This window comes from Pseudoflavonifractor gallinarum, assembly GCF_014982855.1.
Classification (GTDB): domain Bacteria; phylum Bacillota; class Clostridia; order Oscillospirales; family Oscillospiraceae; genus Pseudoflavonifractor_A; species Pseudoflavonifractor_A gallinarum.
Genome location: NZ_JADCKF010000003.1, coordinates 1 through 21,270 on the forward strand (window position 1 = coordinate 1; position 21,270 = coordinate 21,270).

Here is a 21,270-nt window from a genome sequence, read left to right on the forward strand (position 1 = left end):
TAGCTGTACAATCTTCTCGGACATGGTTTGCTGTCTCCTTTCGAATGGTGGTGTCGCAACTTCATTCTACCAGAGATCTGCAAACCATGTCTTTTTTTGTTTTTGCGAAACTTATTCTACCTGACCCAGAGATCTGCAAACCATGTCTTTTTTTGTTTTTGCGAAACTTATTCTACCTGACCGACCATGTGCCATTATAACTACTCAAAGAAGGATCTTGCAAAATATAAATATGACGGTAACAGAAAAAACGGTCCCCAAAAGCAACTCAAACTTTCTTTGGGACCGTTTTTGGTATATTTTTTTAAGAGGCTATTTTGCAACAGCCTTTTTAATTATAAATCAATTATAGACTTTACATAGTCCGTAAGGGCAGAGAAGTCAACCTTTGTATTATGGTTCCAGGAAAGACGGATAGCCTCACTTACTTGTGATTCATCCAGTCCCATGGACGTTAGTACATAGCTTGGAGCATGGCTGCCAGAGTTACAGGCTGAACCATTGGAGAACGCATAATCCTCCTTTACAGCAAGGAAGATACCCTCTGCATCAACACCGTGGAAACTAATGTTTACAGTGGACGGCAAACAGTATTCCTGGTCTCCGTTCAAAGTATAGTTCAGACCTTCCACAGCCTCCATGAATCTTTGCTTGATTGCTCTACAGCTTTCCATGTGGGCGGCAGATTCCTTGTCACTTAGCTGCGCTGCGAGAGCAAATCCTGCAACCAGGGCCACCGGTGTGGTTCCTGGACGATATCCGCGTTCCTGCTGACCACCGTACATGAGCGGTTTAACAGGCGGCCGCTTATATGTGCGGTCACGCTGCATGATAAATGCACCAATTCCCTGGGGACCGCTGATCTTGTGGGCGGTAATACTGAGCATATCATACTTTGTATTTCGCAAACTGTCGTTCAGCTTGCCAAAACCTTGTGTGGCATCAACATGAAAATAGGTTTTCGTTGCTGCCAATGCTGTACCAACTTCTTCAATAGGCTGTATCACGCCGGTTTCGCTGTTGACCTGCATCATGGAAACAAGCAGAGTTTTGTCCGTGACGAGGCTTAGAATTTGCTCCGGTTTGATTCGGCCAGACACATCGGGAGAAACAAAATCCACGACACAACCTTTTTCTTGCAGGTGTTTCATTGCTTCCAAAACAGACTTGTGCTCGATGGATGTGGTAATGAAGTGATTACGGCCACTCTCAAGAGCATAGTCGAGCAGTCCAAGAATCGCCATGTTATTACTCTCGGTGGAACCGCTGGTAAAGAAAACATCCGTACTATCCACGGCCAAGATCTCCGCAATGGATTTTCTTGCAGAGGAAACAATTTCTTTGGCTTCTGTGCCAAAGATGTGGGTTCTACTATCTGCGTTGCCATAGTGAGAGCGATATACTTCAATCATTCTCTCCAGAACCCTTTCATCTATTGGAGCAGAAGCGTTGTAGTCGAGATAAACAGCCATTATGCTTTCTCCTTCGGAAGAGCAGATTCGAGTAAATCTGAGCAGCTTTTCAAAACGTCTCTGGTGCTGTAATGGTTAATGCCACGATAAAGATGAAGTCGGAAGTACCGGATTAAAGTGTTAGGGTCATCTCCCAATCCATCATTCAAACAGCGCTGGCGTATAATTGCTTCATAGATTTCTGCATATTCGCCGGCAAAAGTGGTCCAATCCATTTCAACGTTACTGTCTGACTGTGGATCAATACTGCCTGGAATGGTAGGCTCTGAAAGCGACCAACATAATGCCCAACGGCAAAGAATATTCCAGTTTTGAACACCTGTCTTTGCTTTGATTCGAATGAGGCGCTCCTTCTCTGGCTGTGACAGTTTAAAATGCTTAATAATCATACTATCACACCCCCTCAAAATAGCCGTTGATGATAGAGGTGCATTGCTCACCTTCACGATAATGTAGAGTAAAGTAATTTACAACATTTTCTCGAATCATATCAAGATATCTGCCATAGATCTCTTCATCTGTGGAAAGAACCATAACCTGGGAGCTTGCAGACGGTAGATAGCTGGTAACAAAATTTGCCCGGTGGGAGGAGTCTAAGCGAGCCATGGGGGTATCAATGACTACGGGGGCCTTATACCCAGAGGTTCTGGCCAGTGCCCACACAATGGAAATAGCAAACATCTGCTGCTCTCCTGCGGAGAGTTGGTTCTTTAACAGCTCATGCCCATCTGGATCAAGTATGGTTACATCTAAGCTGTCCGTATCAATATGTATTTTACTCACAAGGGAATCTTTTTCAACCAGAGTCTGGAAGCATTCTGTGGCAGTGGCAGAAAGCTTGTCTATCTTTTCGCGCTGCAAACGAACTTTAAATTCATTAAGAACTTCGATAGACATCACAGAATATTTGATAATGCGGGAGTTATCATCATTCGTATTCTCTTTTTCTGCGATAGTCTTGATTAACTGCAAACGCTTAGAATGGAGAGCTTCTTTCTGGCGTTCCAAACTCTCGATTAAGCCCTGCTGCTTTTGATATTGGTCGTCAGCCAAAGCTTTTTTGCGCTCATGCTCTTTGAGCGTTTCATAGAGTTTCATGGCCATCGTCTTTTCGTCTGACTCACCAAGGTGTGCGTCCAAGCTCATTAGCTCATTTTCTTGCGCATCGACATGACTGATTAAGGTTTCAATTTTTTGATCAAGGGAATGGAATATCGTGACAATTAATTTGTCAAAGAGGAGCATGGTCGTGTGGGACATGTTAATGTGTTCCGCACCCTCGCCTGTTGAAGTGAATTTTCTGATCTCTTGTTTGACAATATCAGTAATGATTCTGAGCGTTCTGTCATCAAAATTACCCTGATTAAATCGCTCCAAAATATTTTTCTGAATACTTTCGACAATTGGGTCGGAAAGCTTCAGAGCCGCTTTTTTCTGTTCCTCAATCTCTGCATCATAAGCTTGTGTAACTAATTTGCGGCACATGAAGAGCGGAGTTGCTGGATCAGATACACGCAGCATAATTTCGTCACGAACTTCTTGCACATATGCCTTGATTTTCTCTTTTTCTTGTCTAATGGCCTCTCGGCTGAGTGTTAAGTCACCACCAGAAGCCCAAAACGCTTTTTCTTTGGTTTCTATAGCAATTGCAATACTCTCACAATTTGCCTTTAAGACGTCAGCCTCTCGATGAGCTGCTTCGATTTTGGAGTTGATCTCTTTGAGCTGCGCCTCTACCTCTTGGTAACCTTGGTTGACTTCGCTCTTTTCAAAGGCTTGCAGAGCATCTTTTTTTCGGCGAATTACTTCATCAATATGAGTAATTGCTTTTTCAATTGTAGAAACACCAATTGCCGATTTAATAGAAGTTTTAATTTGCTCAAATGAAGCGTCATCAGCCAGTTGAGCGATTTTTTCGTTATCAAAGAAGAAGAATCTTGCTATTCCAAAAGGTAAGATTTCTTCAATATAGTAACTCCAACTTTCGCCAAGGTACTTATCTATAGTTCCGTTTTTCTCAACGACAATCGCTTCATCGACTTTCTTGCCTTTTAACTTCCACTTCCGGCAGACACGCAAAGCGGTTCCATCATCCAAACCGAGTGATACAGCGACATAAGTAAGATCATCCGTCGCGTGCTTATTAATGTGCTCTATGAGCAACCGTTCATAGGAACGCGCGTTTTCCTGAACATACTTTAATGCTTGCTTTCCATATAATGCAAGCAAAATAGCATCAAGAAAGGTCGTCTTTCCGCGACCATTCAATCCACCGATGAGGGTAACATTGCGGTTGCCGATTTGGTCCGAAAGACACATTTCGTGATGGCCTTTGTAGATGCCAAAATTATGCAATTCGATTTTTGTAAAATACATGTTCTTGGCACCTCACTCCGTCCAATTTCCATCGTCAAAGGATTCTTGCATTCCTGTTATTTTTTTTGCACGTTCTTCTGCAATAAGGGCTGCATCATCCTTATCACGATAAAATGCTTTTTTTATCTCATGCTCAAAATTTTGAATTACATTTCTCTTGTTAGAGATGGCGGCTGCTTTAGCTTCTACATCTAATAGAGAGCGTTGCATTTCGTACATCAAAGTCTCATCTGGGCATACCGCTTGGCAAGCCTCGCGAAGAATTCTGGCTTCCGCTGGACCAAAATACTTATTTTTGCTAATAGATCCATCTTCATAGCGTTTTCCGGTAACAGATTCGTAGATTTCGGGCAACAAATCTTCAAACTCGTGTTTTTCATCTAACCATATTTGACGGATAAATCGAAGTTCGTCCATGGTAATCAAGGGAACATCCTTAATTTCCTCTGGTCCGATCTCATGCACAAGTTTCTCAACCTCTAACAGACGAGTTAAAAAGTACTTGCGGGTTTCCTGTGTATATGGTCCGTGTACCAGTCGCTCGTTATGCCACGTTAGGCGCCCATCCATACGGCGAAAATCTCTACGCTTTCTATCAATATCCCAAGTACCGGCAATTTCATTTCTGAATTCAAGCATGGGAAGCATCCACGCTTTCTCTTCGTCATTCTGGATCATGGCTGCCATGGACTTATCCTCGGAAACCATAGTACATACCCAACAACCGAAACGACTGTTGCCGCAACTGGGTGTAGATGTATCAAGCACCAACGGACACTCGCCATCCGCAGAGGCACCACTATACATTGCCAACAAGTCCTTATTTGAATGTCCCCAGGGGTTGGGGTATTGTACAAGATATTGCCAGACGTTGTCGTTGCTCCAGTTTTCAATAGGAGTAAAAACATAGGAGTTTGGAAACGAGCCATTGGGGCTAAGATGATCTCGGTATCGCTTTTTCTCATAACCTTCCATGACGGCTTTGCGGGTGGCACTCTCGGCTTTGCGTGTTCCAAGGACCAGGATTGCTTCGCTCTCTGCATCCAGAATTTTTTTAACAAAGCGATTTGAAGGGTCGATTTTCATACGGTCAGTACACCAACGAAAATCACGCCGAGGATATGGATAGCCCCGCCCTATGAGATTTACCCAGAAGGTGTTGGTGACCTCTGGAACAAGCCTATGTGGAATAATAGGTAATTTGTGTTCGGGGTTATTTGCAGCCTCTTTCATGTGCGCAATAGAGCGAGTGGCCCATAGTGCAACAACTGGGGATTCAACCAGAGTGTCTGTGCTAATAACATGAACGGGTTTGTGTAATTTATCCTTTGGAAGCTGGGAAAGTGCGATCCAAACAAGTTGTACGACGGCAGTGGAATCTTTGCCGCCACTGTATCCACAAATCCAGGGTATCTTATCTGCTAAATACACTTCCTGTATAGTGTTAAGTACAATACGAATATCTTCTTTTGTTAAATTAGCCATTTTATCCACCAATTTCTTCTGTCATAATATTCTCTATATATGTAGCCATGGCTCTTTGTGAAGCACGATTTGTAGTAACTTTTCCGTGAATAAAGACGAGATTTTCCCACACTGGGTTGGTTTTGCTCCAATCAATATGCGCCAGATGGCAAAGATGCCTCTCCCATGTATCTGGATATCTTTGAATAATTTGATTACCTCCAGCCCCGATGGCATTAAGGGTGATACTTAAGGTACAAATTGTGTTTTTTCGCACATCAGAGGACTTGGCCTGACCGTTCTTTACTGCTTTCCAAAAAGGAATGTACTGAGATACTTGTTCCCAAAAATGAATTGCTAAATTGCATTTCTCCTCCAAACCTAAGTCCAGATCTTTTAATAAGGCTTCCGTGCCGCTACAGATCGCACTCAATGTAAACAGTGCTTTAGAGCGATTGGATATGGAGGTATGTTCTTTTTCAGTAATATCCTGAAAAACATTAACCGTATTAATAACCCGCTTTGCAACAATGGAGGACTCTTCTCGCGAGTTAAAAAGAATGTTGATTGATTTTGTAGGACGAATTGCATAGCGGTTAAGATCCGAAAACATTTGCTGTGAATGGGCGAGACCTTCATCGCGATAGAAAACAACTGAGATATGCTCATTCTTTAGCTCGGGGTTCTTTTTTATTGCTTCCGCAATAGCGGCTTGCCGATGCTGCCCGTCATTTATGAGAAACTTGGCACTCATAGAAATTGTAATGTGACCGAGAAGGGGCTCGTCTTCATTTAATGGAATAAACTCCATGCCACCATCAACGGAAACTGTTATCGAAGAAAACACATAGTCATCGGGGTTCTCTAAAATGTAATCTCGAATTTCTGGAATCCTGGCACGGTTGAGAATACGCTGTGCCCGAATTTCTGGTGGTAGTTGTTCGTCAACAAACTGAAAGATTTTCGGGATCACCTCTAATGGAACCATCGAGGTAAAGTATTCCCTCTTTGCTTGGATACCCTTGACGGCAGGAAACACAAAAGAAGCGGAACTCAAGAATGGCACCCTCTCTATAACGTAATAGTTAACTATAGTACACAGCAAGCCCTGCTGAGGAGCGGTCATAACATATCACATTATAAAGCATCGCGGAAGTCATGTAAAGAGAGTGGAAGTCTCTTGTTTGTTTGTTTGTTCATTGCAAGATACAAACAACAACGAAAAAAGTTATACTTGTAGAGAATAGAGAAGGTCGCTATACTTGGTACATGGATTACTTATACCAACGATTATCCATGCGCAAATATCTATCAATCTGTAAAATGGGTGAGTAAATGACCGAAGTAGTTGCGGCCCTGATTTGGAATCAGGACAAGTTTATGATCTGTCAGCGCCCGGCCCACAAAGCCAGAGGGATGTTGTGGGAGTTTGTGGGCGGCAAGGTAGAGCCAGGCGAAACCAGGGAACAGGCGCTCATTCGGGAATGTCAGGAAGAATTGTCTATTACCCTGGATGTAGGAGAAGTGTTCATGGATGTGATTCATGAATACCCCGATCTGACGGTCCATCTGACACTGTTTCATGCCACTATCCGGGAGGGCGTCCCCCAGAAACTGGAGCATAATGACATCCGTTGGATCACAGTGGATGAGATTGATCAATTTGCGTTCTGTCCGGCGGATGAGGAGATTCTAATAAGGCTAAAGCAATCGAAGGGACGGAAAGATTAGGCAAAAGCTTCTTTCTCTACTTTGGAGAATGCGAACATACAGAGAAAGGAAATGCATAGCATGAACGTCATCTGCTTCGGCGACTCTAACACCTACGGCTATGATCCCCGGGGCTATTTCGGCGGGCGCTATGACGCGGACTGCCGGTGGGTGGATATTCTGGCTGCCGAAACTGGCTGGGATATCTCCAACATGGGACAGAACGGCCGGGAGATCCCCGTCGCAGCCCCGGCCGTTCCCGTTGACACCGACCTGCTGATCGTCATGCTTGGAACCAACGACCTGCTCCAGGGGCGAAGTCCAGAGCAGGCCGCCGAGCGGCTGGAGAGGTTTCTCTCCGGCATTTCCCTGAACTGCAACAAGATCCTGCTGATCGCACCGCCGCCAATGGCTATGGGCGAGTGGGTGCCCAACCCGCAGCTCATTGAGGACTCCCGCACCTTCGCCCGGCTCTGCCGGGCACTGGCAGAGCGCCTGAACATCCGCTTTGCCGACGCCGGGAAGTGGGACATCCCCCTGGCCTACGACGGCGTACACTTTACGGAGCAGGGCCACAAGGCCTTTGCTGCCGGACTTTTGGAGGAACTCAAATGAAACGAATGATCCCTTTCCTGCTTGCCCTTTTCCTGCTGACCGGGTGCGGTGGGACTGCCGCAGACGGCTCCTACCAGCAGATCACCCAAGAAGAGGCGAAAGAGATGATGGATACCCAGGAGGTCATCATCCTGGATGTGCGCGAGCAGGACGAGTACGACAGCGGCCACATCCCCGACGCAGTGCTGCTGCCGGTGGGTACCATTGACGAAACGACCGCCGCCGAGGTGATCCCTGAGAAGGATTCCACGGTGCTGGTCTACTGCCGCAGCGGAAACCGCAGTAAGACCGCCTCTTCCACGCTGGCCGAGTTGGGCTACACCAACATCTACGAATTCGGCGGCATCAACACCTGGCCCTATGAAACAGAGCCGTAAGACAGGCAGAGAACGCAAGCAGCACAAAATATGCGCCGCCTAAACAAGGAATACGGGACTGGCCGGTTCCGCAGCTTATAGGGATAGATATGACCTCTGCCGGGCGATAAAGTAGTAGCTATTTCCCTCTTTCTGTGGTATTGTTCGGTTGCCGAAAGGAGGCGACGATATGCAGAAAGAAAACAGCTGCACCGTGGGCCTATGGTGCGATCACTGGTTCTGCGAGAACCAGCGCAGATGGAGCGGCAGCACCGTGGGTGGATACCGCAACCTGATCTACCGCCACATTCTGCCCGGAATCGGGAGCATTCCGCTGGCGGAGCTGTCGGAAAACACTGTTGCTGGCTTTTATGACAGCCTGCGGAGCCAGGGGCTCAGCGCCAGAAGCGTCTGGTGCGTCCATCTGCTCCTGCGGCGCTGTATGGACGAAGCGGCCCGTGACCAGCTGATCCCCTATAACCCGGTGCGGCTCTGCCAGGAGCCGCAGGCAGAGGAATATAAAACGGCCCCCTTGCGCCTGGGGCAGCTCCAGCGGTATCTGAATGCAGCGGAACAGCTTGGTGTACTCCCGCTCATCTACACAGGACTCTCCAGCGGCCTGCGGCAATGTGAACTCATCACCTTGTCGTGGGCCGATTTTCATATCCGCTGCCGGTATATCCTCAAGGGACAGCGCCTGCTGGCCCTTAACCGCAAGGCGGAGCATCTTCTGGAAGGCATACCGAAAACCGACCGCCATGTGTTCCTCAACCCCAAGACCGGAGCGCCGTATCAGCTCCACGAGTTCTATTACCTCCACAAGCGGATACTCAAACAGGCGGGGCTTCCATGGGTGGCCTTCCGGAATCTGCAGCGCCAATGCATGGAGGTGGGGATATGACGCTGAAAGAGTATATCCTCCACTGGCAGGAGGTCTACGACAAGAACCAGAGCCGCCCGACTACCTACGCGGCCCATGGGTATCTCTTCAAGAACCACATCCTTCCCGGATTGGGCGAGATTCCGCTGGAGGAGCTGACTGTGGAGCAAGTGGGCGATTTTCTGGAGGAGCGAAAGCGGTTTGGCGGCCACCGCCCGGAAAGCCCCGAATATCCAGGATTGGGCGAACACACCATGCGGCACATCCACCGCCTGCTCCAGCAATGTCTGGACCAAGCCATTCGGGACGGCCTGATAACGGATAATCCCGCCCGTGCATTCCGCTATCCAAAGCCCAAGAAGGTCAGCGCCAATGTGCTGACGCCAACAGAGGTGGAGGACTATCTGGACGCAGCCGAGCGGCTGGGCTGCGTCCCCATGTTCCTGCTGGCGCTGACGGCGGGGCTTCGGCAAGGAGAGTTGATCGCACTGAAATGGAGCGACCTGGATGTTAAGATGCGGATGCTGACCATCTCGGAGAGCCGTTCGGTGGAGCGGCGGGAGCTGGTGGAGTACAAAGGCGGCACCAGGACCGTCAGCCTGACGGAGGAAGTCGTCGAGCTCCTGCGCACGGAACACGCCAGGCACCCCAGCAGTCCGCTCATGTTCATGCACCCGGCCACACAGAGGCCCTACTCGCCCCAGATGGTGCGCCGGATACACAATGAGATCATCAAGGAAGCTGGTCTGGACCACATCCGATTTGCAGACCTCCGGCACACCTGCGCCGTCCTCGCCCTGCAAAATGGGATGGACACCGGAGAGGTATCGCAGATGCTGGGCCATTTCCGCACTTCCATGACGTGGCAGAACTACGCCCCCTACCTGGCAGGCCCCGCCGCCAAAAGCGAAAGCACTCCCGGAGAAGCCTCCCAGGAGGAATTGCGGCAAGCGGCGGATCTTCTGGGAAACCTTCTGAAATTCTGATAGCTATTGTGCGGAAGGTGTGGTATGTGTTTGTGTCGCAAGGAGATGATGACGATGGAAAACAAACTGCTCAAAGAGCTGTATGATCACTTTTATGTCCGCCCAGAGCTGGACGAACAGGAGAATGAAGTGGAGGAGTGCCACAAAGCGTTAATCGCGGCCTTGGAAAAACCGGAGCGCAAGCTGGTGCTGCGGATTATCGACGCCCAGGACTCCATCAGAGAACAGACCTCCCTCGACAGCTTTATCGCCGGATTTGAGCTGGCGTGGAGGCTTTCGGCGGAAGTACACAACGACGAAAACGAGCGCTCATTCTCCTGTCGAGCCAGGAGAGCGGGCGCTCGTTTCGTATCTGATGAGGGATCAGAATGAAAAATAAATTGCCATAGAGGAGTTCTCTGATTCGGATCGTTATCGCTACTAAAAAAGAAAGTAGTGATAACGGCGGCAAAAAAGCCAATCAGAAAAATGCTTAATTGACAGAAACACATGATTTCATGACATTGCTTATTAATTCTCTTCCGTCTCCATACGTCGTCACGGGACTGGCCGCACTGGCCAGTCCCGTCGCTTATTTCGGCAGGTATTCCTCCCTGACCCGGTAGCGGCTGATGCCGAAACTGTTGTTTCGCTCGATGACCTCTTGGGGAAGCTGGTTCAGATATTTCCGGCCAAAGTTGGTGTTGCCGAAGTAACAGTCGAAGTTGGTCACAGGGAGCACCACCCAGTCGCTGTCCTCCGGGCGGTTGGCCAGATAGTAGGCCACCAGGGTGGGCAGGATATTGGAAGGCATTTTCTCAGGGCGTACCTGCTCAAGCCGTTCTGCCAGCTCCGCCGGCAGCTCCGGCTCCGTGCAGCGCAGGGGGCCAAGCTCCAGGGCGTCGGCGATCATATCGTCAAAGCGGATCGTCCACGCGCCCTCTGTCAGGGTGGAGAGGCTCTCCGTCTGATACTGAAGCACTTTGCTGCGCCACTCCTGGTCAAACAGCTTGTCCAGCTTCCCGGCGGATGCTGCATAGTTCTTATGCACCAAGTCCGGGTGCGCCAGAGCAAACCGCATGGCCCTGTGAAAGTGGCGGCTGAACCAGCCCCAGCCTTCCTCGTCCACCAGCTTTGGGAACTGCTCGTGGAGCGGCGCAAAATCGGTGCGGTGCTGCCACTCCTCATGGGGCGCACCGCGGCGCTCGGGAATACTGCACCAGGCGCACAGGCCGTCGTAAGCAAAACTGATCCGCTCCCTCGGATCGCCGGGCAACAGGGTGCCGTCCGGAGCGTGAAATAAAAGGCCGCGGGCCAGGATGGTCAGGATGCGGTTCATGCCGCTGAAGTCCCGCAGGGCCTCAAAGGTGAACCGCCCCAGCCAGGCGGTGTCCTTTTTGCCGGAAGCCTGGTACGCTACCGGCTCCGTATAGTCCAAAAACTCCTGCCATTCATTCAGCATGGCGCACCTCCAATACATTGGGCTCGAGTGCATCCAGCAGCAGATCCCACAGCAGGTTCCGCTTGCCCAGGGCTTCCACATAGCGCACCGCAGTCTGCGAACGAACGATCCTGTTCATCAGCTGGCGACACCGGGCGGATACCGCCTCCCGGTAATGCTGGGAATTCCGCTTGCTGAGATACGCATCCATCAGCTCATCAAATGTCGCCGAGTCTCCGGGGCGGTGCAGCTGCCGCTTTTTCTGCTGTTCATTCTCCTGCTGAATATCAAAGAGCAGGTCGCTCAAAACCCGATATCCACCACTACGGAAATCAGAAAACAGGTCGAAGAGCGATTCAAACTCCGGCAGCCAGGTGAGGAGGAACTGCATCCGTTCATCTTCCCGCAGAAACTGCCATCTGGCCTCATTCAGCGCCGTCCAGATCTCCGCCACCCGTTCGGGAGGCAGGCTTCCCAGCTGGGCGTACAGCTCATCCGTGTCCCAAAGCTCCTCCTGCCCCCGGGCAAAAAGGATGCGGGCGATGTCGCTCTTTCGTTTCTTTTCGCTGGGCTCCACCCGGTAGGCGCGGATGCGGGACAGGCAGGCTTCATAGTCCCGCAGCAGGGCAGAGATCTGCGCTAAAATTTCCCCGTCGAGATGTTCCTTCCAATCGGGCTGCTGGGCAAAGGTGAAGATCTCGTGATCCCTGGCGGGCCTGGTTCTGGCGGCCGGCGTGTGCTTTTTCAGCTGAAGCGCCAAATAGGGCAGGCGCTCCAGATTGGAGTCTACCTTGTCCCAGTCGATTTTTTTGAAAAAGGCTTTGATGCGCTGCTGGTGGGTCTCCTCATACCAGGCCCGGCGTGTCTCCTCAGCGTCATCCACCAGATTTTTATACTGGAGAAAAGGCGTCCGCCGCACCCGCCGCGTTTTCAGATACTCATCCAGATCCGGGCGGATGCCGCTCTTGGCCGAGTCGATCTCCAGCCCGGTCAGAATGGCCAGCACTTCGGTCTCGTCCTGAAGGCGTTTGCGCTCCTCTGCGTCTGAGTTTTCGTTGTAGGCGATGATGCTGCGATCCAGAGCGGCGTTGCAGATCTGCCCCACCCGGGAGGAGAAGGTACCGCGCACCACCTCAAACCGAGCTTCCCAATCCTCTGCGCTGCGGATCAGGGGTGTTGCGGATGGGATCATCAGCAGCGGGATGTTGGCCTCGTTGGAAAGCGCGTCGTCCGCGATACCGCGCGATGCCTCGTAGTTTCGGCGGACGCACTCGTTCAAAATGGGGTCGGCGATGGTCTTGACCATATCCCCGTCATAGTCCGCGCCGCCCAGCCGCTCCGCCGCCAGCATGGTGGAGTCCACCATGACCAGATCGGTGAGATGCCGGAAATAGAAATGCCGCATCTGCCGCTTTTCTTTCTTGGCATCGTAGGAGGAGAGCTGCAGTTCCTCATTTCTCGCAATATGGGGATTGCGCAGCAGGGTGCAGGTGTCTCCGTGCTGATAGGCCGCACCGGGAGCGTAGAAGGCGCTGGTTTTGAAGCGTAAACTTTTGGTCACATCATAAAAAGCCTTGTTCCGCTTCTTCTGTGGAAGCGTCTCCAGCAGATAGCTTAAAAAATCCATCAGATCGCCGGAGAGATAGCGGTTGTCCCCGGCTACGATCAGCCGCCCCAGCGAGTAGTTCTTCAAAATCTGTTTTGCCCTGCCGGCCAGCTCCTGCTGGTAGATCGGTTCGCCGATCATGCGCGGATTTTTGCGCAGGATCTCTCCCAGCAGATGCTCCCGGTTTTTGCGAAAGGGCAGAATGCCCCAGCGGTTCATCCGCTGCAGAAAGTATTCCTGCTGGAAGGTCTTGTTGGCGCAAAAATTGTAGTAGGCTACCTCGGTCTGCTTGGTGAGCCAGTTCCGCTCGTCCTCCTCCGGACTGTGATCCCAGCCGTCGGGCAGATTCCGGGGACGGAACTCCTCCTCCCGGATGGATACCGTGTTCAAAAACTGGTAGTTCAGTTCGGTGTGGGTCTCCGGTTTCACCTTGCTCACATTGGTGATGTACAAAGCGTGGCGGTAGCGCCGAAACGCGTCCCAATAGTCCGCCCAGGTCATCCCGCTGTCCTTCAGCCAGCCAAACCCCTTGAACATACTCTTGGTGAGAATGATGTCCACGTCCTTGACATGGTGCTCCTGCCCCCAGCTGTCCCGGATCACGGTCTGGCCGCACAGGTCCAGGATCTCCTGGAAGTCCACCTGATGCACCATCCCTTTGATGTAGGGCAGACGGATCTGAAAGGAAGTGTGGACGACAGCGCCGCAGAGCGCCCGGTCGATGACCTTGGCGTACTGCTTGGAGATGAGTCCTTCTCCGTCAAAGCAGGTGATGGGAATGTCCATCCGGCGCTCCACCCGGTGATACTTCCGGGTGCTGTTCTGGGTGCCGTCGTCTTCCACCGTGACGACCGGGACGCCCCTGGTCATCACCACCGGGTTATCCACCACGATGACGCGGTGGGGCTTGTCGATGTCGATCCCGTCCAGCCGTGTACCGCTGGAAAGCATCAGGCCGTTGTAGGCGTAGAGCTTGCTGAGCTGACAGTCGCCGATGGTCATGTCCATCTGGATGCGGCGGCGCACCTGGTCGTACACATCCTCCCGGAGAAAGGACAGCTTGCTCTGGCGGCTCATGCTGCCCGAGCGCTCGAAGGCGAGATAGCGGTGCATCCCCGATCCCAGATCCAGGCACACGCCCTCGGGGCGGAACATATCCCGGGCCTTCTCCTGACGGATCTGCTGGCGGGGCAGTGTGCTGCTGCGGTCAAAGATCCCGGAGAAGTCCATGTAAAAAATCACATCGGATAATCCTTCGATGGGCCGGTCGTCTGTCGGCTCGGAAAAGTCATCTCCCTGCACGACGCACATGATCTGAAAGAACAGCGCGTTGCCGTCCTGCTCATGAAGGGCGGAAACCCGCTTGCACTTTTCCGTCGCCGCCCGGTCAAGGGCAAAGTGCCACTGTTCGTTTTCCTGCGCGGCATAACTCATCACCGCCCGGGCGGACAGTTCAAAAATACGGTATTTGCTCTGGCCCATCTTCTCACCTCCGGATGGTCTCATTCTATCACAGAGAAGTGAAAAAAGAAATATAGACACTGCTCCCACAAATTTTGCGGGAGCGTTTTATTTTGTGTGAGAAAGGAGGATGGAAGCAATGAACACTTGAAGCTGTGTCGCTCTGCCGCTGCTCCACGCGGCGGCGCGCAAAGAGAAATCAGTTCCGCAGAGATGAAAAAGAAAGGTGGTGCAAAATGAAGTTTCAACAGTGGCCCAAACGCGATCCCCGCAAAAACTATTTTCTGGTTCCCAACGAAGTGTTTCACATCGGTCTCAATCACCCGGAGATCTCGATCTACTGCTACCTGCTGAGCATCGAGAACAGAAAAACCTATCAGTGCTGGCCCAGCTACAAGACCATCGGCAAAGCGCTGGGCATGTGCGAAAACACGGTCAGCAAATATGTGCGCAGCCTGGAGGAGAAAGGTCTCATCCACACCGAGCCGACCATGATACGAAGCAAGGACGGCAGGCCGCTCAATGGAAACCTGCTCTACACCATCTGCCCCATCCAGGCGGCGGTGGAATCGTTCTATGAGCGGCAGTTGCGGCAGCTGGAGGAGGATGCCGCCCGTCAGAGGGCGGCGGAGCGTCTGGCGGAATCCGCCCGCAGAAGCCCCCAGAACGCCCTGTGTGCGCCTTTGGGGGAGCCTGCGGGGCTGGATACCCCCTCGGGCGTGGAGAGCGGATTTGGGCCGCTTTCGGGGGCTTTTCCAGAGTTGCCGCCTGAATCGCTTCCGGGGGTGGAGGAAAAAGCGGGGACGAAGGAAAAAGCAGGATAAAACCCTGGCGCCGCAAGCGCCGCCCGGTCGGCCACTTCTGCCCGCAGTGCGGGCAGTTTCGGGGGTGCGAAAGCTGGCGTCTTTGACGGACAGAAAAAGGGCCGCTGGCGTCAGCTTTCCCACAAAGCCCTGTGTTGCAGGCTTTTTGCCGATGTCTGTTTGGATGAAAGGAGGATTTTTATGGGTAACGAAACAAAAGAGCGGCTCCCGCTGCGGATGAAGCCGGAGACCAGTCGCAGGCTGGAGCAGTGGTACGCCGCGGACAACTGCCGGAGCAAAAACGAGTTCGTGGAAAAGGCCGTCAACTTTTATGTGGACTATCTGGAGATGCAGGATGCGCAGTCTCTGCTGCCCACGGCGCTCCTGGCCGTGCTGGACGGCAGGCTGGGCCGGCTGGAGGATCTCATCGCCAGGCGGGAGTACACCCGGGAGGTGGAACTGGATATGGTCATCGGGATCATTGCGGATGCGATGGAGATTGACCGGGACGATCTGAAACGCAGACGTGCAGAGAGCGTCCACAACGTGAAAGCCACCAACGGTCTTATCTCGCTGGAGAAGCGGGCGCGCGCCGCCGAGGAGCCGAACTGGGATGGTGACCCATGGCAAGACTGATCTTGAAAAGCCCCTATATCAAAAGCACCGGCGGCGCGGCCGGGTACCTTCGCTACATCGCAACCCGGGAGCGGGTAGAAATTCTTCCGGATGACCGCCCGCCCACCCGCAAGCAGGAGCAGCTTATCGCCAAGCTGGTGAAGGACTTCCCGGACACCAAGACCCTCTATGAGTATGCGAGCTACCAGGCCAAGCCCACCAAGGCGGCGGCCTCTGCCTTCCTCACCCTGGCGCTGGAATCCAACTGGGACGCGCTCCGTCAGTCGGAGCAGTATCTGAAGTATATCGCCACCCGGCCCCGGGCGGAGCGGCTGGGTTCCCACGGTCTGTTCGGGGACAGCGACGGCGTGTCGCTGGAAAAAGCGATGGAGGAACTGGAGCAGTACACCGGAAATGTGTGGACGCACATCCTCTCCCTCAAGCGGGAGGACGCGGCGCGGCTGGGCTTCGACAACGCCGCGGCGTGGAGAAATCTCATCCGCGCCCACCGCAACGAGATCGCGGCGGCGATGAAAATACCGCCCGCAGACTTCCGCTGGTACGCAGCCTTCCACGACGAGGGGGAGCATCCGCACGTCCACATGATGGCCTGGTCGGCCAAACCTGGACAAGCCTATCTCACCAAAGAGGGCATCCGACAGATCAAGTCCAGGCTGACCAACGACATCTTCCGGGACGAGATGCTCCACCTCTACGAGCAGAAGTCGGCGTCCCGGGACGAACTGGTGCGGCAGGCGCGGCGGGCCATGCTGGAGCTGGTGCAGGCGATGCAGGGCGGTCTGTGCGACCACCCGGAGGCCGAGCGGCTCATGCAGGAGCTGGCAATGCAGCTGGGGACGGTCAAGGGCAAGAAGTCCTACGGCTACCTTCCCAAGCGGCTCAAAGGGCTGGTGGACGAGATCGTGGATCAGATGGAGCGGCTTCCCATCGTGCGCCAGTGCTATGATCAGTGGCTCCTGCTCCAGGGAAAGGTGGATGGCTACTACCACGACACGCCCCGGGAACGGCTCCCGTTCTCCAAAGAAAAGGAGTTCCGGCAGATCAAAAACGCCGTCATCCGGGAAGCGGAGCGGCTGCGGCTGGGACAAGTCACCTTCGAGGACCGGGACATGGGCCGGCGGGACGAGCCGGAGCAGTTCCAAAATGCGTCCTATGCGTACTGGACGTTGCAGGAGGTCATCCGGAATGAAGAACTGACGCTGGAGGAACGGAGCGGCGCGGTATCGGAACTGGAGATGCTGGCGAAAGGCGGCGACCGCTACTCCCAATACCTGCTGGGCAAGCTCTGGCGGGACGGCCCTCTGCTGATCCCCGATGGGGTGAACGCCCGGTATTGGTTCGAGCAGGCCGCCCGGCAGGGGCATCTGGCGGCGCAGTACGCGCTCGCCAAACTGTACCTCTCAGATGATCTGGAGGTGCGGGACACCGCGCGGGGCATAGACTGGCTGCGCACCGCTGCGGAAGGCGGAAACCGCTGTGCCATGTACCGCCTGGGCAAAGAGCTGCTCAAGGGACAGAACACGAAACAGGATGCGGCGGGCGCGGTGAAGTGGTTCACCCGCTCCGCCGAGAGCGGGAACCCCTACGCCCAGTACCTGCTGGGTAAGCTGTACCTCACGGGAAAGGAAGTGCCCCGGGATGAGGAGCAGGCCACTCTCTGGCTGACCCGGTCGGCGGAGCAGGGGAACGAATACGCCCGGTACCTTCTGGATCACAGGGAGGAACAGCGCCCGCCCGATGTGATGCTGGCGGTGACACGGCTGCTCTACCACATGAGCCGGGTGTTCCAGGACAACTCCCTGCCCGAGTCCCGCCCCGGCGGCATCCAGATCGACCGCAAGCGGCTCAGAAAGCTGCGGGAGAAGAAGATCGCCCAGGGCCACAAGCCGGACGACCATGAGGAACAGTGGCCGCAAATGACCATGTGAGCGGCGCAAGAAATGCGCCTCAAAACAAAGAATAAAATCCCTTCCGCAGGAAGGGTAGAAAGGAATCTGATGAAACGATCCAAGTATAACTCGTTCAACGAGCTTCCCCTGATGCTGACCGTGCAGGATGTGGCCGATGTGCTGGGCATCGGCCTGGCCCACGCCTACGAGGTGGCCCACCGGAAGGACTTCCCCACCATCACTCTGGGCAGCCGCATCATCGTCCCTCGGGATAAGTTCATGGCGTGGATCGAGGAGCAGGCGGCCCAAAAGACGGAAATATTTTAGTAGCTATTTCCGGGATTCTGTGGTATTTGTTTGTGTTGCCATAAGCGCCCGCAGGCGCAATGCATGCGAGCAACCGAGTGAAACGAGGCTCTTAGCGAGTCGCAAAGGAGGGATAACCAATGGCAAAGAAACGAGCAAACGGCGAGGGTAGCATCCGCAGAAAGCCCAACGGCCGCTGGGAGGGCAGATACACCCTGGGGATCGACCCCGCCACCGGCCGTGCCATCCAGAAAAGCGTGTCCGCCAAGACGCGGGCCGAGTGCAAGGAGAAGCTGGACCGGGCCATCCGGGACAACCGGGGCATCCCGATGGACCACAACGAGGATTACACCGTGGCGGAGTGGTGCAGGCTGTGGTTCGAGACCTACAGCAAGCCGGTGATCCGCCCCAACACCGCCAAGAACTACAAGAATATCATCGAGAACCACATCGTGCCGGCCATCGGGATGGTCAAGCTCAAGCGGCTCACCGCCATCCAGATCCAGCAGATGTACAACAATTCCAAGGCCAAGGGGCGGGTACAGCGGTTTGATACGCAGGCCAACGCGGCCCTGTCCGGCAGTACGGTGCGCCGCATCCACATGGTGCTCTCCTCGGCGCTCAAGCAGGCGGTCAAGGAGCGGATTATCCCCTACAACCCCTGCGACAACTGCCGCATCCCGCGCAAAGAGCATCGGGAGATGACCATCATCCCGCCGGAGAAGCTGGGGGTGTATCTCCGCGAGGCGGAGAAGTACGGCGTCCTGCCCATGTTCTTCCTGGAGCTGTCCAGCGGGCTGCGGCGAGGGGAGCTGCTGGCGCTCCTGTGGGATGACCTGAACGTGAAGGATCGCATCCTCTCGGTGAGCAAGCAGGTCACCCGCATCGACGGGGAGCTGGTGGTGACCGAGCCGAAGACCAAGAACTCCATCCGCAGGGTGGCGCTGTCCCAGCAGGCAGTGGACATCCTGGTGCGGGAGCACGAACAGCACCCCGACAACCCCATCCTGTTCCCGTCGCCCCGTACCGGAGGCTACTGGAGCCCGGACGCGGTGTCCAGGATCAACCGCAAGCTGCTGGAAATGGCCGGCATCGAGGAACACGTGCGCTTCCACGATCTCAGGCACACCTTCGCCACCATGGCCCTCTCCAGCGGCGTGGACGCGAAGACCCTGTCCAGCATGCTGGGCCACTTCAGCGCCGGGTTCACCCTCGACACCTATACGCACATCACCAACGAGATGCAGAGGGGCGCGGCGGAGAAGATCGGCGGCTTCATGGAAACGGTCACGGCCAAGCCGGAGCCCGAGCCGCCCGACCCGCCGGAGGAGAGCCGGTGCAAGGTAATCCCTTTCGAGAGAGTGGGGTAAAGGAGCTCTATATAAACAGACAGAGTGCATCCCTTGCGGATGCACTCTGTCTGTTCTTCGCGTTTATCATACCTGGTTATCGGATCTGCTTCACCATCAATCCATGGCGATTGCAGTAGCAGTACAGGTATCCTCGGCCTCGGAGGCGAAAACGGCACTCTGCGTTTCCTTCCGGGTACAGCTTGATCATCTGAAACTTTTCGGATGTCACATAGGCCAAAAAGGAAATGTAGTGGGATTTTGTCATGGGATGATGGACGGTGATGAAGTGCTCATCTTCTACCGGCTCAATCTGGATATCGTGGTGTTCATCCGGCGCTTCGGCCTCCAAAGCCGGAAGAGACAAACCGCAACAGCTGATGACCGTATCCCCCAGGGTGTGGATCACGTTGCCGCAGATGGGGCAGACATACAGCTTGGAGCGAAGCAGATTGGCGGATCTGTTTTGATTGATGACAGCATCGCCTTTCATGAGTTCCATGACGGAGACACCCAGGGCGGCGGAAAGCGGCTCGAGGAGCGAGATATCCGGCAGACCCTTGGCGGTCTCCCACTTGGAAATGGTCTTGCTGCTGACATCGATCTTATCTGCAAGTTCTGCCTGCGTCATCTTTTTCTGCTCCCGCAGCTGCTTGATGGTGTTGCCGGTGACATATAAGTTCATGCGTTTGATCTCCTGTACAAAGATTGTATCGAGATTATAACAGGAGGGGTGCGGCTTCACAACCTACGCAGCGTAGACATGCAGCCGGGAGCGGCAGAGAATGCCAGCGGCTTCGCGGAAATGGACACGGTCAAGCCGGAACCGCCTATAACACACGAAAAAGCAAACCTCGCCATATTCAACCAGCAGTTCAATGACAACTGATCAAGTTTGGAGTATGCTTGACCCATCAAATCGTTCCGCCGGGGAGTGACATAAGGAGGTATGATCCATGAATATGAAAGATGCGTTTCGATTCCAGAATAAACTGAAAGCTCTGATGTGTGAGGCCACTGCCATCCTTCAGGACCGGCGCAATATCGTCAAGGTCAAGACCACTCATCTTCGGAGCAAGGTCATGTCCGATACTCAGGATGCCGTAGTGGAGGAAGCTGCTCCCAGTGAGTATGCCGGCCACGCCAACGAGGTAGCCGCCTTCCTCATGTCCCTGCTGGAGGAGCGGGAGAAATTGTGCCGGGCTATCCACGCCGCCAAGAACGCATTGGATTTGGATATGGACAGCGAGGTGGGCCTGAACCGGCAGCGTCAGGAGTTGGCGGAGGTATTCCGCCACATGACTATGCTCCGTAACAGTGAAAAGACCATTGCCGGCGGAGGCTCCGGCTTCCGATTCAACGGCGAGGGAAACCAGGTCTCCTACCGCTGTGATGCCACGCAGGTCACCACCATCGACTTTGACCGGAACAAGATCCGAGGTATGGCCACGGCGCTCAGCAAGAGGGCCGACGAGATCTCCATGTCCCTGGACAAGTGTCTGGTCAACACCGAGGTATCCTATGAGCCGCCCTTTGACATGAATGACAGCTTTGAGGACATCCTCAGCGACTTTATCGAAAAGAGCACGGCCGCATAAATGCCATCACCACACCTTCAGGTGTGGTGGGCGTGGCAGAATGGATAGGCAGTGATGATCGGTTCAGGCGCAGATGAATTATGATGCTGCGCATCCCCCGGCAAAGAATGGACTGCATCTGATGAATGCAACATGAGCTCATAACTCATTGTGAAAGGCTCGTCAGTCGCCTCCATCCTCGTCCACCGAAATACTGCCATTTCTAACACACATCCATTGTCAAAAGCAGGATTCGACCTTACGCTTCTCTGATACTTGCCATAATGGCGTGATATTCTATTTATGAAGTCGCTTGTTCACCCAAGGGCTGCGGCCGTCCAGCAGGATCGCGGCAGGCCTATGG

Annotated in this window: 20 protein-coding genes; 12 read left to right on the forward strand and 8 right to left on the reverse strand. The window is 53.6% G+C overall.

What is annotated here, in order from left to right:
* Nucleotides 1–335: 335 nt before the first annotated feature.
* The 5 genes from INF37_RS03700 to dndB are packed head-to-tail and all read right to left on the reverse strand — an operon-like array spanning nucleotide 336 to nucleotide 6,369.
* A complete protein-coding gene (locus INF37_RS03700; RefSeq protein ID WP_193536495.1) occupies nucleotides 336–1,472 on the reverse strand; it encodes a cysteine desulfurase family protein in 1,137 nt (378 codons plus the stop codon).
* Nucleotides 1,472–1,861, reverse strand: a complete 390-nt coding sequence (gene dndE, locus INF37_RS03705; protein WP_087216842.1) for a DNA sulfur modification protein DndE — start codon at nucleotides 1,859–1,861, stop codon at nucleotides 1,472–1,474. Before dndE ends, INF37_RS03700 begins: the two co-directional genes overlap by 1 nt.
* A gap of 4 nt (nucleotides 1,862–1,865) precedes the next feature.
* Nucleotides 1,866–3,848 (reverse strand): DNA sulfur modification protein DndD, encoded by a 1,983-nt coding sequence (gene dndD, locus INF37_RS03710; protein WP_193536497.1) that lies wholly within the window; start codon nucleotides 3,846–3,848, stop codon nucleotides 1,866–1,868.
* Between the two features lie 12 nt (nucleotides 3,849–3,860).
* Nucleotides 3,861–5,333 (reverse strand): DNA phosphorothioation system sulfurtransferase DndC, encoded by a 1,473-nt coding sequence (gene dndC, locus INF37_RS03715; RefSeq protein WP_193536499.1) that lies wholly within the window; start codon nucleotides 5,331–5,333, stop codon nucleotides 3,861–3,863.
* A gap of 1 nt (nucleotide 5,334) precedes the next feature.
* Complete coding sequence (dndB, locus tag INF37_RS03720; protein WP_193536501.1) at nucleotides 5,335–6,369, reverse strand: DNA sulfur modification protein DndB; 1,035 nt, start codon at nucleotides 6,367–6,369, stop codon at nucleotides 5,335–5,337.
* A gap of 278 nt (nucleotides 6,370–6,647) precedes the next feature.
* Here dndB and INF37_RS03725 point away from each other — a divergent pair, with 278 nt between their 5' ends.
* The 6 genes from INF37_RS03725 (at nucleotide 6,648) to INF37_RS03750 (ending at nucleotide 10,231) form a co-directional block, all read left to right on the forward strand.
* Nucleotides 6,648–7,043: a (deoxy)nucleoside triphosphate pyrophosphohydrolase gene (locus tag INF37_RS03725; RefSeq protein ID WP_193536503.1), complete on the forward strand. Its 396-nt coding sequence runs from the start codon at nucleotides 6,648–6,650 to the stop codon at nucleotides 7,041–7,043.
* 60 nt (nucleotides 7,044–7,103) lie between these two features.
* Nucleotides 7,104–7,637 carry a GDSL-type esterase/lipase family protein gene (locus INF37_RS03730; RefSeq protein ID WP_193536505.1) on the forward strand — a complete coding sequence of 178 codons (534 nt, stop codon included), beginning with the start codon at nucleotides 7,104–7,106 and terminating at the stop codon, nucleotides 7,635–7,637.
* Complete coding sequence (locus INF37_RS03735; protein WP_193536507.1) at nucleotides 7,634–8,014, forward strand: rhodanese-like domain-containing protein; 381 nt, start codon at nucleotides 7,634–7,636, stop codon at nucleotides 8,012–8,014. Before INF37_RS03730 ends, INF37_RS03735 begins: the two co-directional genes overlap by 4 nt.
* Nucleotides 8,015–8,183: 169 nt before the next feature.
* Nucleotides 8,184–8,894, forward strand: a complete 711-nt coding sequence (locus INF37_RS03740; RefSeq protein WP_193536509.1) for a tyrosine-type recombinase/integrase — start codon at nucleotides 8,184–8,186, stop codon at nucleotides 8,892–8,894.
* Nucleotides 8,891–9,859, forward strand: a complete 969-nt coding sequence (locus INF37_RS03745) for a tyrosine-type recombinase/integrase (RefSeq protein WP_193536511.1) — start codon at nucleotides 8,891–8,893, stop codon at nucleotides 9,857–9,859. Before INF37_RS03740 ends, INF37_RS03745 begins: the two co-directional genes overlap by 4 nt.
* Nucleotides 9,860–9,913: 54 nt before the next feature.
* A complete protein-coding gene (locus tag INF37_RS03750; protein ID WP_235964195.1) occupies nucleotides 9,914–10,231 on the forward strand; it encodes a DUF6809 family protein in 318 nt (105 codons plus the stop codon).
* A 199-nt stretch (nucleotides 10,232–10,430) separates the two neighbouring features.
* Here INF37_RS03750 and INF37_RS03755 read toward each other — a convergent pair whose 3' ends face one another.
* Together INF37_RS03755 and INF37_RS03760 are read right to left on the reverse strand one after the other, a co-directional pair.
* Nucleotides 10,431–11,300, reverse strand: coding sequence for a hypothetical protein (locus tag INF37_RS03755; RefSeq protein ID WP_193536513.1), 870 nt, complete (start codon nucleotides 11,298–11,300; stop codon nucleotides 10,431–10,433).
* On the reverse strand, nucleotides 11,290–14,367 hold the full coding sequence (locus tag INF37_RS03760; protein WP_235964196.1) for an RNA dependent RNA polymerase: 3,078 nt from the start codon (nucleotides 14,365–14,367) through the stop codon (nucleotides 11,290–11,292). Before INF37_RS03760 ends, INF37_RS03755 begins: the two co-directional genes overlap by 11 nt.
* 215 nt (nucleotides 14,368–14,582) lie before the next feature.
* Between INF37_RS03760 and INF37_RS03765 the strand changes: the two genes are divergently transcribed.
* The 5 genes from INF37_RS03765 (at nucleotide 14,583) to INF37_RS03785 (ending at nucleotide 19,350) form a co-directional block, all read left to right on the forward strand.
* A complete protein-coding gene (locus INF37_RS03765; RefSeq protein ID WP_235964198.1) occupies nucleotides 14,583–15,170 on the forward strand; it encodes a helix-turn-helix domain-containing protein in 588 nt (195 codons plus the stop codon).
* Between the two features lie 180 nt (nucleotides 15,171–15,350).
* Nucleotides 15,351–15,785 carry a hypothetical protein gene (locus tag INF37_RS03770; RefSeq protein WP_193536515.1) on the forward strand — a complete coding sequence of 145 codons (435 nt, stop codon included), beginning with the start codon at nucleotides 15,351–15,353 and terminating at the stop codon, nucleotides 15,783–15,785.
* A complete protein-coding gene (gene mobP3, locus INF37_RS03775) occupies nucleotides 15,773–17,713 on the forward strand; it encodes a MobP3 family relaxase (protein WP_193536517.1) in 1,941 nt (646 codons plus the stop codon). The genes INF37_RS03770 and mobP3 overlap by 13 nt, the downstream gene beginning before the upstream one ends.
* Nucleotides 17,714–17,782: 69 nt before the next feature.
* Nucleotides 17,783–18,001 (forward strand): helix-turn-helix domain-containing protein, encoded by a 219-nt coding sequence (locus INF37_RS03780; RefSeq protein ID WP_087188798.1) that lies wholly within the window; start codon nucleotides 17,783–17,785, stop codon nucleotides 17,999–18,001.
* 119 nt (nucleotides 18,002–18,120) lie between these two features.
* Nucleotides 18,121–19,350: a tyrosine-type recombinase/integrase gene (locus INF37_RS03785; protein WP_193536519.1), complete on the forward strand. Its 1,230-nt coding sequence runs from the start codon at nucleotides 18,121–18,123 to the stop codon at nucleotides 19,348–19,350.
* A 76-nt stretch (nucleotides 19,351–19,426) separates the two neighbouring features.
* Here the strand turns inward: INF37_RS03785 and INF37_RS03790 are convergent, their stop codons facing one another.
* Entirely contained in the window at nucleotides 19,427–20,014 is a 588-nt protein-coding gene (locus INF37_RS03790; RefSeq protein WP_193536521.1) for a helix-turn-helix domain-containing protein, read from the reverse strand.
* A 271-nt stretch (nucleotides 20,015–20,285) separates the two neighbouring features.
* Here INF37_RS03790 and INF37_RS03795 point away from each other — a divergent pair, with 271 nt between their 5' ends.
* Complete coding sequence (locus INF37_RS03795) at nucleotides 20,286–20,927, forward strand: hypothetical protein (RefSeq protein WP_193536523.1); 642 nt, start codon at nucleotides 20,286–20,288, stop codon at nucleotides 20,925–20,927.
* Nucleotides 20,928–21,270 lie beyond the last annotated feature (343 nt).